This is a genomic window from Adhaeretor mobilis (assembly GCF_007741515.1).
Lineage (GTDB): Bacteria > Planctomycetota > Planctomycetia > Pirellulales > Lacipirellulaceae > Adhaeretor > Adhaeretor mobilis.
The window spans coordinates 2,017,311-2,032,192 of sequence record NZ_CP036263.1; the positions used below are offsets into that span (position 1 = coordinate 2,017,311).

At 56.3% G+C, this 14,882-nt stretch carries 10 protein-coding genes; 7 read left to right on the forward strand and 3 right to left on the reverse strand.

The window, feature by feature from the left end; all coding sequences use genetic code 11:
• The first annotated feature begins 301 nt into the window (after nt 1-301).
• The 7 genes from HG15A2_RS07900 to HG15A2_RS07930 all read left to right on the forward strand — a co-directional run bounded on the left by HG15A2_RS07900 (nt 302) and on the right by HG15A2_RS07930 (nt 12,324).
• Nucleotides 302-3,037: a hypothetical protein gene (locus tag HG15A2_RS07900; protein ID WP_145059480.1), complete on the forward strand. Its 2,736-nt coding sequence runs from the start codon at nt 302-304 to the stop codon at nt 3,035-3,037.
• Nucleotides 3,038-3,345: 308 nt separating this feature from the next.
• Entirely contained in the window at nt 3,346-4,311 is a 966-nt protein-coding gene (locus HG15A2_RS07905; RefSeq protein WP_145059482.1) for an ABC transporter ATP-binding protein, read from the forward strand.
• Between the two features lie 56 nt (nt 4,312-4,367).
• A complete protein-coding gene (locus HG15A2_RS07910; protein ID WP_145059484.1) occupies nt 4,368-6,239 on the forward strand; it encodes an ABC transporter permease in 1,872 nt (623 codons plus the stop codon).
• Nucleotides 6,236-7,864: a hypothetical protein gene (locus HG15A2_RS07915; protein WP_145059486.1), complete on the forward strand. Its 1,629-nt coding sequence runs from the start codon at nt 6,236-6,238 to the stop codon at nt 7,862-7,864. Before HG15A2_RS07910 ends, HG15A2_RS07915 begins: the two co-directional genes overlap by 4 nt.
• 202 nt (nt 7,865-8,066) lie before the next feature.
• Nucleotides 8,067-9,404, forward strand: coding sequence for a Trk system potassium transporter TrkA (gene trkA / locus HG15A2_RS07920; protein WP_145059488.1), 1,338 nt, complete (start codon nt 8,067-8,069; stop codon nt 9,402-9,404).
• Between the two features lie 100 nt (nt 9,405-9,504).
• A complete protein-coding gene (locus HG15A2_RS07925; RefSeq protein ID WP_145059490.1) occupies nt 9,505-11,094 on the forward strand; it encodes a TrkH family potassium uptake protein in 1,590 nt (529 codons plus the stop codon).
• A 279-nt stretch (nt 11,095-11,373) separates the two neighbouring features.
• A complete protein-coding gene (locus HG15A2_RS07930; protein ID WP_218932400.1) occupies nt 11,374-12,324 on the forward strand; it encodes an MSCRAMM family adhesin SdrC in 951 nt (316 codons plus the stop codon).
• On the opposite strand, the gene HG15A2_RS23865 is transcribed toward HG15A2_RS07930, so the two are convergent.
• The 3 genes from HG15A2_RS23865 to HG15A2_RS07940 all read right to left on the reverse strand — a co-directional run bounded on the left by HG15A2_RS23865 (nt 12,321) and on the right by HG15A2_RS07940 (nt 14,866).
• The gene (locus tag HG15A2_RS23865) at nt 12,321-12,491 is read right to left on the reverse strand and encodes a hypothetical protein (protein ID WP_218932401.1); all 171 of its coding nucleotides are present in this window, start codon (nt 12,489-12,491) and stop codon (nt 12,321-12,323) included. The two genes, HG15A2_RS07930 and HG15A2_RS23865, sit on opposite strands and share 4 nt — an antisense overlap.
• Before the next feature lie 198 nt (nt 12,492-12,689).
• Nucleotides 12,690-13,250 carry a hypothetical protein gene (locus tag HG15A2_RS07935; RefSeq protein ID WP_145059494.1) on the reverse strand — a complete coding sequence of 187 codons (561 nt, stop codon included), beginning with the start codon at nt 13,248-13,250 and terminating at the stop codon, nt 12,690-12,692.
• A gap of 362 nt (nt 13,251-13,612) precedes the next feature.
• Entirely contained in the window at nt 13,613-14,866 is a 1,254-nt protein-coding gene (locus HG15A2_RS07940) for a CCA tRNA nucleotidyltransferase (protein ID WP_145059496.1), read from the reverse strand.
• Nucleotides 14,867-14,882: the final 16 nt, after the last annotated feature.

Consider the following 14,882-nt stretch of genomic DNA (forward strand, 5'->3'; position numbering starts at 1 on the left):
AGCACGCCGCGTACCGAAACCCGCCCTAGCTACTCTGTTTCCCAACGCAACTCATTGTAACGTAGTGACTTGCATCATATCAAGCATTTGGCAGCCGACTCGCTTGTGTTTACTACCAATGGTGAGCTCACGCCTCAAATTGATCTGGATATCGGACGCAAGGCTTGATACAAGCACGACTTACGAGAATAACGAGCTGCCTCAGCCATGTTGCAGTAATGCAACGTGGGTAACTACTAATGGCTACGCAGCGCAGCGTAAGATTGTTCCCAACCGCCTTTTGTGAAAAGTCGCCTTCGAAATGGGCCAAGCGAAATCCCAGAGTGACGCTTCGTTGCGATTCCTCACCACAATCAGTGGTTGCTGGTCTTCATTGATCGGCAAGGTGGTGGTTGCTGTGGGAATGCTCACGGCAATCTCCGTCAATCAGGTCTTTGCGGATTCGCCTGCACTGCTCGACGACATGGCGGGCAGTCGACCGACGCTGCGATTGGCCAACGCCGATGAGAACGTGCGACTACTAAGCCAGAGCCTTATCGAAAATGGCGGGCGAAAAGATAGCGTCGCCGAACGGATTCAAATATCCGCCCCGCCCGGCCAAACCGCTGAGATCGTTTATCAGCTGCCGCAGGCGACGGTCATCGATGAATTAGCCATTTCTGTATGGCTGCGTTGCAATCGACCGGGCATAAGACTGGCTGCAAGAGTGACATTGCCGCGCACCAAGAACCCGGAGACCGGCAAACCCTTCCAGCTGCTGCTCGTGGGGGAAACGCATTCTCAAGGGCCGTTTTGGGAGCGACTAGAGCTGCGCGACCTATCGCGAGAGCTTGCCCGCCAAGCAAGAGTTTCGCGAGCCAAGTATGGGCAGCTGATCGACGAGCGTGGAGCGGTGTTGCAGCAATTGGTGATTCTCACACCAGGAGCAGCCGGCGCTACTGAGCTAGTTGTGGATGAAGTCGCCCTTTATGGCGTGCTCAAAACGCGCCCCGGGGTGACGGCGGATACGAGTCGAGTCAAGCTAGCGAGCCACGGGGAAGCAATCAGGGGCGAATTGCCCGCGCGACCAAGCATTCCGCGGGTACTCCAATGGCAGGGCGAACCGTTTCAGCTAGTTCGCTCGCTAGGTTTCGATGCCGCCAGCCTCGATCGACTTCCCACGTCTGACGAACTGAGCGAAGCGCGTGAAGCAGGCCTGTACTTGGTTTGCCCGCCTCCTTCGATTGGTGAAATGACGCAGCACGGGATCACCAGTCGTTACGATGGCGTCCTCCTTTGGGATATGGCCGACTTATCGCGCCGCGACCAGATCGATGCCCTTGTTCAGCAAAAAGAAGAACTTAGCCGCTTTGAATCGCTTGCAGGGCGAGAAACTCTTTTGCGACCGCACACAAATTTGCGGCAGGCGAGTCGCGTTAGCGATTTACTTTTAGTTGGCCATGGCCAGGCGGGCTCTACGTCGTCGCTCAGTGATTTTTCATTGCGGCTTAACGGACAACAACGACATGCTTGCCCGGGAAGTCGTTTTTGGTTGAAGCTCAACACGCAGTACGCCGAAGGCCAAATGAAGCAGTTGACTGCGCTCAATGGGTCGCAGGGCGGGGCGGTCGACTATCGTGAAATGACCGAAATAGCATTCGCCTCACTAGGCTGTCGTCCTCGGGGCTTCTACTTCGAGTCCAGGGAAAGCCTCGCGAGTGCATCGCCGGAAACGAAAAAGCGTGCTGCCATCGTGGAGCTAGCCAATTTACGTCTCGGATTGGCAGAGCCCTGGCTGCGCTCAGGCAAACCTGGTTCTGCGCGTTCATCGCAACCAAACCTTAGTGCGATCACTTTGGATACCGAGCGATCCTACTTGCTCGCACCAGTTCATTGGAGCGGACGACTCGACAGTGCGCCGCCAGTGAGTTCTCAATCGCCTGTTTCCTTCCTGGTGCCTGGAGTGCCGGAGTCGATTGATGCTTACTTGTTGGATTGGAGTGGCCCGAAAATTTTAAGAACGCAGCGCGTGACTGGCGGCGTACAAGTCACGATCGACTTGTTGCCCAGCGATGCCCTATTGCTGATGACGCAGGACCCACGAGCGGTCGCACAAGTCGGCGGCTATCTGAGAAAACATGCCGCGCGCGCCACAAAACTGCGACTTGACCTCGCGCGGCTTGAACTTGCAGCAGCCACGCGAGCAATTCACGAGTTGCCGAGAACGGTCGCCGACCCGCGGGCTCTGCAACCAACCTTGCAGCACATTACCACGCTCGTCACACGCAGCGACACACAGCGGCAAGAGAGCAAGTATGCCACTTCGCTGGCTTCGTTGGCGCAGGCAGAGAGCCTGCTACAAACGCTAGCCGATCAGCTTGCGGGACGCGTCACCGGCGAGTCGCCTACGGGCGAATACCCTTGGCTGCCACGCTGGTCGACTCTCACCGCGATCAATCAGCTCAGCCGTTCGGCGAGCACTGCTACTGCAGAACCTCGGCACTTACCGGCCGGCCAGTTTGAGAGTTTGGAGGAACTGATGGGCTCCGGGTGGAGGCATCTTCAGCACGAGAGTGAGGGTCTTACGACTTCGGTTCGCCTTTCGGGTGAAGCGCCTGTCCAAGGAAACTACTGTCTTGAGCTGGAGTGTCGTCCAACACTGCCTGAGAGCCAACTCACCCCAGCCGCAACACCACCGGTCTGGGTTACTTCTCCAGGCCTGCCGATTCGTGGGGGGCAGTTGGTGGAGATCACCGGCAGGCTCCGCGTGCCTCAACAACCGCTGGGGGTGCAAGCGGAATTGCTGATTTTTGATTCTCTGGGAGGCGAGAGCTCCGCACTGCGCATCCAGCAGAGCCCTTCGTGGAGGGCTTTTCGTATCTTGCGTGTGGCACCTGAAGACGGCCCCATGAACCTCACCATAGCACTCGGAGGGGCCGGAATGGCCCAAGTGGATGACCTGAAGATGCGTGTGCTCTCTCAAGCTACGCCCGCAGCGGCGTCACAATCGCTACCCAGTGCCCAAGCTCAGCCTCCGCGCCAATTCCGACGAAGGTAAGCCGATTAGGTGCCCTCGCAGGCCATCTTTTCAGCGGCTCAGTCCTCGGGGCATCCTTGTTGAGTGCGATTCGAGGATTTATACTTGCCAGGAAGAGAATTGTAGGCTCCGACTGGACCGCATGACACTGAGTTGCGCAAGTGATTTCAACACAGTTGTGTGTTGCCGCAAGCAGAGTGGTTCCCTTGTCATGCTCACTGGGAATGCTCGCCAGTTCTCCTGGATGGCGTCACGCTGCGACATTTTCGAAACTACATCAAAGTACTCAAGCAGATTTGTCTCACCCACCACTTGATCGAAGCATCCTTATGAGTGAAGCAACCAGTGCAGAGACCGCCGGCGCAGAAACCGCCAGCTCAGAAATCGTCGTTCAGACGCGCGCCCTGAGCAAGGTGTACCGCGATTTCTGGGGCAGACAAAAAGTGCGGGCTCTCAAGTCGCTCGACCTCGAAGTCAGGAAGGGGGAAGTCTTCGGTCTGCTCGGGCCCAATGGTTCCGGCAAGACAACCACCATCAAGTTGCTGCTCGGCCTGTTGTTTCCCACCGAGGGCGAAGCATTGCTCTTCGGCAAGGACTCTTCTGACGTAAGTAAGAACGAGCGGCTCGGCTATCTCCCTGAAGAGTCGTATCTGTACAGGTTCCTCAACGCGGAAGAGACGCTCGACTTCTACGGCAGATTGTTCGATATGCCGGCGGATGTACGCGAGCAGCGTATCGACGAACTCATCAAGATGGTGGGACTCGATCGGGCACGCAAACGCCAGCTACAGGAATACTCCAAGGGTATGACTCGCCGCATCGGGCTGGCCCAAGCGCTGATTAACAATCCCGAATTGATTCTCCTCGACGAGCCAACCAGTGGCCTCGACCCCATTGGTACACGAGAGATGAAAGACATGATCTTGCGACTCAAAGCGGAAGGTAAAACGGTTGTGATGTGCAGCCACTTGCTGGCTGACGTGCAGGATGTGTGCGATCGCATTGCGATTCTCCACCAGGGTGAACTGAAGGAACTGGGGCGAGTCGATACGCTCCTTACCGTGGCGGATGTCACTCAACTGCGTGCGAAGGGGCTCACTGGCGAGTGTCAGCAAGAGTTGCGTGACGTAATCGCCCGGCATCACGGCGAGCTCTTGGAGATGAACAATCCGACGACCACCCTCGAAGACCTGTTCCTAAAGATCGTGCGCGATAGTGAGGCACGTCCAGGTCGTCGAGCGAGTATTGAGGGGGCCGATGACAACAAGACCGGCGGGGTCGCAACCGCCGACTAGCCTGCTTCACTGATTAACTCGTCCTACCACACGCTTATTTTTAATACGTTGTCTTCATGGTTCTCGAACGCGAAATTTATCCGTACCTCCAGTGGCTGCTCTGGGGCACTGGCGGCAGTAACTTCGGGGCGTTGCCACGATTCTTTGCCGTTTGCGCCGGCTTCGCAGTTCTCGCCATCTTGTTGGGGTACGTGGTATCTCTTCTTAGGGCAGAGCGGCGCGGAGGGTTCTTCACAGGCCTTCTGCAAGCTGGCGATCGAGTTTTTAAGACGCTCAAGAGTGGCATCGCCGAACTAGCTGCCACCTCCCCTCGACGCGTGTGGGCACTCGCCAAGCTAGCTATGAAGGAAGCCTGGCGACGGCGTATTCTCATCGCGCTGGTCGTGTACGTAGTTCTGCTGCTGTTCGCCGCTTGGTTTCTGAGCGTTGAACACCCCGACCCTGCACGCTTATATTTAAGCTTCGTGCTTTCTGCCACAACGGGCCTCGTGCTGCTCATTGCACTGCTCATCAGCGCCTTTAGCCTGCCAGGTGATTTTAAATCGAAAACCATCTACACGGTTGTCACCAAGCCGGTACGTGCTGGTGAGATCATCCTCGGTCGCATTCTTGGTTTTACGGTGGTTGGCACATTTCTTCTGGTAGCCATGGGATTGTGCAACTATGTCTTTGTAACACGCTCGTTGGGCCACGTGCATCAAGTCGAAGCCGATAGCATCGAGCGGCAGACCAGTACCGAGGGAGAAGACGAAGGCCGTACGGGCCGCACAACAAACACCGCTGGGCATCGTCATCGCATCGAGGTCGATAGTGACAATCAGGGTATCGCCCTCACAGAGAACGGCCATTATCACCCCTTGGATATCGACTCTGAGGGTCGAATCACCGTCCGGCCTGCTGTCGGTTTCCTCAGAGCTCGTCAGCCAGATTACGGCAAGTTGCGATTTGTTGATCGCACAGGCGTAGAGAAGGCTCGCGGCATTAGCGTTGGTAGCGAATGGACCTACCGCAGCTTTATCGATGGGAACACACTCGCGACGGCTATCTGGACTTTTAGCAATATCTCGGCAGCGACATTCGAGGAGTCGAGGAACGACCAGGGCGAAGCATCTGGGGAAGTGTTGCCGATTGCCTTGAAAGTACGAGTATTCAAGACGCACAAAGGCACGATCGGACAGCCCATCTCTGGCACCATTCAATTTCGCAATCCGGAGACAACAGCGGTTAGCGACCCCGAGCCGTTCTATGCCAAGGACTCGCAAATCGACGAAATGTTCCCTTCGAGAGCGCAGGTGACGCCGGAGGGCGAGCCCATCGATCTGCTGGACGATCTCACTACCGAAGATGGCCGCCTTGAGATACTCGTGAAGTGCGCCGAACGAGGACAGTACTTCGGTTTCGCACAAGCGGACCTTTACATCAGCAAGCCAGACGGCTCTACGCTGATGAACTTCATCAAAGTTCATCTGAGCATTTGGATTCAGATGGTCATTGTCATCACTGTGGGCGTGGTGATCAGCACGCTCGTCAGCGGTCCGGTGGCGATGATGTTCACAGCCTCTTTCATTATTTTGGGAATCTTCCGCGAGAAGTTTCTAGAAATTGCGACCGATCAAGCCTACGGCGGCGGACCGGCCGAGGCGCTAGTGCGAATGGGTACGCAGGCGAATGTGGTTTCGCAGCTCGACCAAACCTGGGGCGTGATGATTGTCCAGTTCATTGATACTTTCATATCGAGGCCTTTGATGTGGGGCGTCGGGCAAATTCTTCCAGACTTCCAGTATCTCGATTCCTCCAATTACGCCGCCGAGGGGTATAATCTGCCCTGGGACCGTATTTTTCAAGACCTGACCATCTGCGGCGGTTACGTCGTGGCGTTTTCCGTTCTCGGCTACTTCCTGTTGAGAACTCGTGAGGTAGCTCGATGAATCGACGTAGCTCTTTCTATCGCAAAGTTGGTTATGGCTTGGCAATCGCCATGCTGTTGGTTCCCATCGCATTGTTAGGTGCTCCCGCGGTAACCTCGCAGGGCAATCGTGGCGGAAAACTGGCCCAGCTTCGCGATGAGTACGATCTCGGGCAGGCAGATCTCGGCGAGATTGACCCCGCTAGCGAAACCATTCGCTTAGCAACCCTCGGCATGCGGGGCATTGCCGTCACGTGGCTGTGGAACAAAGCCAACGAGTACAAGAAAACCGAAGACTGGACCGCACTCAACGAAACGCTCCGACAGTTGGCTCGCCTGCAGCCCTACTTTATCTCGTTCTGGCGCTATCAGGCCTGGAATATTACCTACAACGTCTCGGTGGAAGTCGACGCGGTTGAGGACCGCTACTACTACGTAAAACGCGGCATCGATTTCCTCAAAGAGGGCATCCATTACAATCGCGATAGCCCCTACCTCTTGGACGAAATCGGGTGGTTCATTGGCAACAAGATCGGACGAGCGGACGAGCATGTGCTTTATCGCAAGCTCTTCAAAGCGGACGACGACTTCCACCCCGAAGATCGCCCGCCGACCCAGCGAGACAATTGGCTCGTTTCAAAGACTTGGTACGAGAAGGGCGTTGAAGCCGTCGATGTGAAGAAGCAAAGCCTGGGTCAAAAGAACCCGACGACGTTCTTTGAGAAACCGGCTCGCTCGCAAATTAGCTATGCCGACGCCATCGAGGAAGAGGGCGTATTCGGCCGCCGTGCGAAGGACGCTTGGGAAAAAGCATCTGAGTTGTGGAATGCTTTCGGTCGCAGGGAGATGCGCGCCTCCAACGGCATGCTGATCAGGCTAGCGGATTTGGAACGCTGGGAAGAGGAGGCCCAAGATCTGAGCAAGCAACTTGATACGCTCGACCCGGGCTTGCCGCAGCGTATGCTAAAGGCCGCTCAAGATTCGTTAACCGACGAGGAGAAGAATGCGCTTAATGTGAATATCGAAGAGCGCACGCCGGCTCAGTCGAAACTCGCTGATGCTGCAAACCAGCGATTGAATATTACGTACGATAAGATCGCTCAAGAGCTCGCACGCACCAACCCTGAGAAAGCCGCCGAAGCCCGCCGCCTGGCTGGTCGAGTCGCTGAAGCGGCGACTCGCGCGCGTTACATCAGTACCAACCGCGATGTGGTTCAGTATGAGTTTTGGGGCGCACGAGCTGAGTTCGAACAGGCGAAGGAAGTGCTAGAGGCCCGCAAGTTAGCGCACGATGCTGAGAAGGCGTTCGCTGAAGGTTCGCCTCCAGAAGCGAGGAAGCTCTACGAGCAGAGCTTCGACCTGTGGGCAACGGCTCTCGACAAGCATCCAGAAATTGAGCCCGACTCCGCGTTAGGTGGCGATATCATGGAGTACATTGAGAAGTACAACAAAGTGCTGGCTCAACTCGACAAGCAACTTGGCGATCCAGAGATTGGGGATGCGTTTCCACTTTGGGACATCGTCGATTCCAATGGTAGTAACAGCGATTTCCGCGACGCGTATGCTAGTTATGCGACGCGGCAGGCAGATGTAGAGAACTTGCCACTGGAGCAGCGTCCCCTCATCAACCCCGCAGACGCTCACTGAGTGCCTCCTCATTGCCCCATTCCAGGGGATAGGGAGTAAATTGGAGTGCGCTGGTAGGGCTATTCCCCCTGAGACCACCGGTCGAGATAGCAAGCATCGCCAAATGTGCCTTTCGCCTAACCTACCGCATGCGTAGAATCAGCGACTTCCTGAGGTTCGCAACGTCGCGAAAGCTCTCCCCCCGGTTTGATGAAGGCTAGCGATGCGAATAGTGGTCCTTGGTGCCGGCACGGTCGGAAGTTCTATCTCTTCGTTGCTGTGCCTTCACCGGCACAGTTTGACGATCATTGATACCAATGCCGACCGCGTCAAGCAACTCAATGAGACAATCGACGCTCGTGCGATCACTGGCTCAGCCTCGCAATCTTCGGTACTGTTTCAGGCGGGTATCGGCTCTGCCGATTTGGTACTCGCCGTCACAGGCGACGACGAAGTAAACATCGTTGCCGCTAGCATGGGGAAGGCGATGGGTGCCAAGCGTGCTGTCGCACGCGTCTATGCTCCCGTATTTCGTGACCTAAGCACCTTCGACTATCAACGACATTTCGGTATTGATCGGCTGCTGAGTCTTGAGCACCTTACAGCGATGGAACTCGCCCGTCGAATCCGTCACCCCGGTTCGGTTGCTGTAGAGAGCCTCTCTGGCGGCGACCTGGAAGTTCATGAGTTGCTTGTGTCTGATTCGGGAACTGGCATCGGCAAGTCGCTCAAAGACTTGAGCATGCCCCGCGGAGTGCGCATCGGATCGATCGCACGAGACGGACGTACGTGGATTGCTGGTGCCGGCGACGAAATCCAGGCGGGTGATCGTCTCACGATTCTCGGCAAGCGAACTGAAGTGGAAGATATCAAGGAACTGTTCTGCGCGAAAGCAAATACCAAGTTGGGCGTTGTGATCGCTGGTGGTGGGGAAACGGGTTACCATTTGGCGGCTACCCTAGAAGGCCCGCGGATAGCTGTAGTGCTCATGGAACGCGATCGGGAACGCTGCGAATTTCTTGCCGAACATCTCAAGCACACTGTGGTGGTTAATCGCGACGCCACGCGGCGCGTGAACCTCGAAGAGGAACGAGTCGGAAGTGCTGACGTCTTTGTTTCCTGTACGGGTGATGACGAAACCAACATCGTGGCGGCCGTCGAAGCACGAGACGTTGGTGCCAAAATAGTGATGTCGCTCGTCGGCAGGCCGGATTACGCACACGTGGTTTCCAAATTGGGCATTGATCACACTGTCAGTCCCCGTGAAGTTGTTGCGAAGCAGGTACTCGGATACTTAACGTCGGGTGCCGTCGTTTCAAAAACGCCGCTCAGTGTGGATAGCCAACTGAGTATCCTCGAATTGGAAGTTGCCGAAGGGTCACTCGCCACAGAGCATGTGCTCGCCGGGTTGAATCTTCCCGAACAGTGCTTGATTGCCGCGGTCATACGCGAAGGTTATGCAAGCGTTCCCGGCGCGGACGATCACCTGCAAGCCGGTGATACCGTGGTGGTGCTTCTGGCCGACGAGGTTCATTCCGAGGCGGTCGCCCTGTTTGAGTAGGCTACGCTTGAGTAGGCCGCTCTCGATTCTTGTGAGCATCTTCAAGCTTTGAGTTTTCAGCAGTACTCTTGAATATTCCGAACAACCAACATCGTCTCGTATGAACTTACCTCTCGTTGCCCGCTTGCTCGGAATGGTTGCTTGGCTGATCGGCGCTACGATGGCGTTCAGCCTGCCGTGGGCATTCCCGGCTTTCGGTGCCGGCCAAGATAGATTCGAGAAAGACGGCTTTCTGGCCCTGGTAGCTTCGATGTGCGTTTGTGCAATTGTCGGGTGGGGCTTGCGAAGGTACGGAGACGACAAGTCGGACGACCAGAGCCTGTTTCGCAAAGAAGCCATGGCCGTTGTTGGCTTAAGTTGGGTGCTGGCGACCATCTTGGGTGGGCTACCATTCTTGCTTGGTCGGGTGGCGTATCGCAGCGACGAAGGGAAACCGGTCGCGATGGGCATCGCGGATTGTTTGTTCGAGTCGCAATCTGGTTTTAGCACAACCGGGGCAACGGTGCTCACGGCGATTGAAAACCCAGACTGGGTTCCGCGATGCCTGCTCTTCTGGCGTTCGAGTACACACTTCTTGGGCGGCTTGGGCATTATTGTGTTGTTCGTGGCGATCCTCGGACATGGTTCAGCGGGCAAGGCAATGATGCGCGCTGAAATGCCGGGTCCCAACAAGGAGGGCTCCCAGGAGCGTATGCAGCACGCAGCATGGACGTTCGCTGGGATTTACGTTGCGCTCAATGTCCTCCTGGCCGTGCTCTTGAAGTTGGAGGGCATGACTTGGTTCGAAGCCACGTGCCATTCTTTCGGCACGATGGCCACCGGGGGCTTCAGCACCCTGGATACCAGCCTAGGAGGATTCGAATCGCCACTAATCGAGTACACCGTTATCCTGTTCATGTTGTTGGCGGGAACGAACTTCACGCTGATCTACCTAGCCTGCCTAGGAAAACCAATGTCGCTCCTGCGCGACGTGGAGTGGCAGACCTACGTCGGGATTATTCTGCTTGCCTCGGCAGTGATCATCGTAGCCGGAATGTGGGGTCGCAGTGACTTCGCACCCGAGGATACTCTTTCCACCGGTGACGAGCTTGAACTAGCGTTTCGGGACTCTCTCTTTCAAGTGGTATCGATTGTCACCACTACCGGTTTCGGCACGAGCGACTTTGATCTCTGGAGTGATACTTCTCGGGCGATCTTAATTTTTCTGATGTTTGTTGGCGGTTGCGCGGGCAGCACCGGCGGTGGGATGAAAGTTATTCGGCATATTCTGTTTGTGAAAATCATCGGTCGCGAATTCGAGCGCGCTTATCACCCCTCGGTCGTGCGACACATTCGCCTGGGCGGGGAGTCAATCACCGATCCAGATCTCACGCGGCAGATTCTCACTTATGTTGGACTCGTGGCTATGATTTTCGTGACAAGTTGGATCGCCTTGGTGGCGATAGAACCGGCCGAAACTTGGCGGGCTGCCCAGCAGCCTGAGGCGAACGAACTCATCGACTCTGCCGGCGCAGTTGCCGCTACGCTGCACAACATTGGCCCGGCCATCGGGATCGTCGGACCCACTCGCAACTATGCGTACTTTACCGCTCCGGCAAAGTTACTCTTCACGTTCCTCATGATGCTGGGGCGCTTGGAACTATTCGCAATTCTCGTCCTCGTGCTGCCAAGTTTCTGGCGCGTTCGATGACCTACCCATGCTTGGGTGGGCAGATTTAGGTCTGCTTGTAACGAATGGGCAGCCTTTGCTGGTTCATGGTGGTGAGTTGGCGTGATCTTGTGCCATTGCAACTTGGCTGCGCTCAGGGTTTGCGACGATAGTGGACGTAGGGCCTGCAAGCTTTGTTGCTGTGCCCTTTCGTTTTGCCCTTCGCCTCGCAACTGCGGTCTTTGCCACGTGAGTCTCCATTCCCGATCTTGTTGGAAGTCACGTCGCTGTCGCTTCGAGTCGTTGGAACCGAAGCGCCTCTTGGCAGCCGATCTGGCGAGTGCCGATATCGCCACGGCGAGTCTTGCGGGTCGAGTTCATCTGACAAGTACGCCAACCTGTCAGACAGATCACCAACAAGGGCTTGCCGAGGTTACGCTGCTCTTGCTCGATGAGCAGGGGCAATCGCTACAAACAGCTACCTCCGATGAAACAGGCGCCTACGAGTTTACAGGGCTACAGCCAGGGCTCTACGCGGTACTACAACGACAGCCTGAGGGCTTAGGCAACGCGGGCACTCACGTGGGTTCAGGGGGTGGGCAAGTCCTTGCGGCAAATTTAGTGGGTGAGATTGAAGTCGCTGCGGGGGATTCGCTCACGGGATACAATTTTTGCGAGACGAACGACGGCACGGCGAATAACGACGGGCCGCCCGTGCTCACTCAATACTCAACCACTGCACTCACTGTTGGTAGGAACAATACCGTACTGCAAGTCCCTGCTTCGCGTAGCGGAGTTGCCGCCTCGGAAATCCAACTGCAGACGATCGCTGTTTCGGTTTCGGCTCATGCAGATGTTGTTGCCCAGGGCAAGAGCGACCCACTGCTGCAAAAAACGGTGTTTGACTCCCAAGGTTTCAGCAAAGCAACTTCACGTAGCACGCCCGCGGAAGCCGAAGATTCTGAGGCTCGCGGCGATCTGTTCGGCGCTGCACTTCGAACGGTACGCAAGGCCACGATGGTCGACGAGCTGTTTGAAAGCGCCAGCTGGCTGGATGCAGACTGGCACAACTCCGTGATTGATCAGCTAATGTTGTTCGCCCCGAAAACGCCTACCAGCGCCGCGGCCGAAGCCGAATCTGCAGAAAGCCAGCCAGCACCCGAAGTGGAAGTCGCACGACTACCCGAGCAGACTGCCGAGGTGGCAAAGCCTCACGCTGGGCAAGTCTCAGCCGTCGAGGCTGAAGCGGCCGCAGGCAAAGCTTCCAGCTAGCTCGATTTCAGCTCCGCCATCTCGGCCTTGAGCTTCTCGATCTCTGCTTCCAATCGAGCCGGTTCGTCAGGATCGTCCGGCTGCTCCTTCGCCGCGGCTAGCAGCACTTGATTGGAGGTGATTTTCTTGCGGATGACTTCAATACGTTTCTTGGCTTTCTTGTCCATGTGATACCTCTTCAGTGTTTCTACACTCGGTTGACTTTTATGAATCTAGGTCTCGCGCAGAGTCGCGGAGTTATCTAGTTGCATAATAAGAATTCGAAACGACAGTTAACACTCATTGTTTTGTAGGATTATTCTGCCCGTTTTTATCTGATTGTAAATCTCTGCGTCTCTGCGTCTCTGCGCGAGACATTGTCGTTATTAGAGCAGTGGCACGCTCAAGCTACGCATCACAGCGGCAAGTACCACGATTGCCAGCACAGCCGCCCAACCGAGGTTCAGCCACTTTGGCATCGCTGCGCGGAACTTGTCTGCCGCCTCCGTTTTGCCAGCGAGAATGGAACCCACGAACATAACGAAAACCCCCAGTAGCGCTTTGATGCCGAACAGCATGTGATACGGCTTGGGTAGCTCTGCCCCGTCAGCCTTCACGGTGCTGTTGATCGCCCAGAAGTTGTATAGCCCGGTGACGATCAACAGCAAGCTCGCAATGCCAACCCACTTGGCCCACACGCCGCGGCGATCGGCAAATGCACCATCGCTTTTCTTAGAAAACACCGTCTTCAGATAAAACAGTCCGCCGCCCAGCACGATCGCCGAGAGGATGTGCAGCACGCGACTGGTGATGCCTAGCATGTACTTCGCATCGACCGTGGGTTGTAACGCCTCACCGGCAGGCGCGGCACCGTTGGGGTCGATCAACTCTGGCGCGGTTTGAGCCAGAAGTGCGGGGACGGCGTCCAGCCAAGTCATGTCGAGCATTGTGGGTTTCCGGATTGTTCAGGGGGGGAATACTTTTGCTTATTGCTCAGAAAACACGTTTTAGAGAGCAAAAGTCCGTATTGCTATTGCTGGTAAATCGTCGCAAGCTCTTTATCGGTAGGGGTTTGTCACTTGCGATGTGATTTTTGCCAGCCGACTTTTGCTTGCAACAGTACCTGGGCAGTTGTCTCGATGAGAGTGGCGCGAATGCATCCATTCGTGCTGCTTCCCGAGGCAGTTCCATTCTAGCGGATTAACTGACTTTTTTCAGTCGTGAAATCACTGTTTCCTCTCGCAGCTTTCTCACGCTGCAGAAGCGAGACGGTGGATGACGATACCCACCGCCGTTAAGCCGCAAGCGGCTAGGGTTGATGCCTTGCGATCCACTGGTCGGCGGCAGTGAGAGAGTCCGCCAGCGTGTGAAGCCGCCCCTCGAGCTGTTCGTCGCGCAAGAATTCCAGCAGCGTAGAAAAGTGCTTGCCAGGTGCGATGCCGTGCGAGATCAGGTCGTCGCCGGAGACCAACGACGGCGGATTGAGCTGCTCGGGCGGTAGTTGCAGCAATTCTTGGCAACGACCTAGCCCCCTATGATCCGCTGGCCAAGTGGCGCTGGCTAGTTGCATCAGTTCCTCACTCCCGGGAGCGGTGAGAATGCGTTGCAGTTTGGGCCACGAGAGTGCTTCCGCTTGGTCAATCAGCGGCAACTGTGCCAACAACCAAGCCGTTTGATCGCCCTCTTGATTGGTGAGCCGCAAACGCCGGCAGATGGCTTTTGATTCTAGTGGTGTTACGGTACCGGCCAGCAACGCTGCAAGTACCGTTGGCAGTGACTGGGTCTCCAAATATGAAAGCACTTCCAATAGCGATTGCCAGTTGGATTGCTCGGCAGGCAGGTTGGCCAGCTCGGGGAGGGTAGCGGCAAGCAGACGAGTCTCAGCGAGTAGCTTCACTCCCCGCGCTCGGTTATCGTGCGTGAGCAGTCGTTTCAGCTCTGCACCGATACGTTCTGCACTGACGACAGTCACCTGGTTGGCCATCTCGTTGATCGCGTCACGCGTGACCGGATCGAGTTCGAAGTCGTAACACGCGGCAAAACGCACGGCGCGTAGCAGGCGGAGCTTGTCTTCTTCAAATCGTTCGTGCGGGTCGCCAATGGCGCGAATCGTACGCTGCTGCAAATCTTCGCGCCCGCCGACGTAGTCGACGACTTGCTCCTCTTCGTTGTCGGCGAGCGGATCAAGGAACATGCCGTTGATGGTGAAGTCGCGGCGCTCGGCATCTTCCTCGGCTGTGGTGAACACCACTTCTGCCGGTCGTCTTCCGTCGACATACGCTCCATCGCTGCGGAAGGTGGCTACCTCGATTGGGTCATGGCCCTTTTTGCCGAGCACAGCAATCACGCCGAATTGCGCACCCACGGCCAAGGTGCGGCGCTTGCCGAACAGTTCGCGCACCTGCTCGGGCGTGGCGCCGGTTGCCACGTCATAGTCCTTGGGCGCAATACCCAGCAATTGATCGCGTACGCACCCGCCCGCCCAGTAGGTCTCGTAGCCCGCGTCGCGCAGCTTTCGCAACACATCGAGTGCCAGTTCGCGTTGGGTATTGGTGGATTCCAAAGGAAAGTCTAGTGTT

Coding starts and splice junctions, on each gene's coding strand:
- HG15A2_RS07905 (WP_145059482.1), top strand. CDS start 3,346: ATGAGTGAAGCAACCAGTGCAGAGACCGCCGGCGCAGAAACCGCCAGC.
- HG15A2_RS07935 (WP_145059494.1), bottom strand. CDS start 13,250: ATGCTCGACATGACTTGGCTGGACGCCGTCCCCGCACTTCTGGCTCAA.
- HG15A2_RS23865 (WP_218932401.1), bottom strand. CDS start 12,491: ATGGACAAGAAAGCCAAGAAACGTATTGAAGTCATCCGCAAGAAAATC.
- trkA (WP_145059488.1), top strand. CDS start 8,067: ATGCGAATAGTGGTCCTTGGTGCCGGCACGGTCGGAAGTTCTATCTCT.
- HG15A2_RS07910 (WP_145059484.1), top strand. CDS start 4,368: ATGGTTCTCGAACGCGAAATTTATCCGTACCTCCAGTGGCTGCTCTGG.
- HG15A2_RS07915 (WP_145059486.1), top strand. CDS start 6,236: ATGAATCGACGTAGCTCTTTCTATCGCAAAGTTGGTTATGGCTTGGCA.
- HG15A2_RS07900 (WP_145059480.1), top strand. CDS start 302: ATGGGCCAAGCGAAATCCCAGAGTGACGCTTCGTTGCGATTCCTCACC.
- HG15A2_RS07925 (WP_145059490.1), top strand. CDS start 9,505: ATGAACTTACCTCTCGTTGCCCGCTTGCTCGGAATGGTTGCTTGGCTG.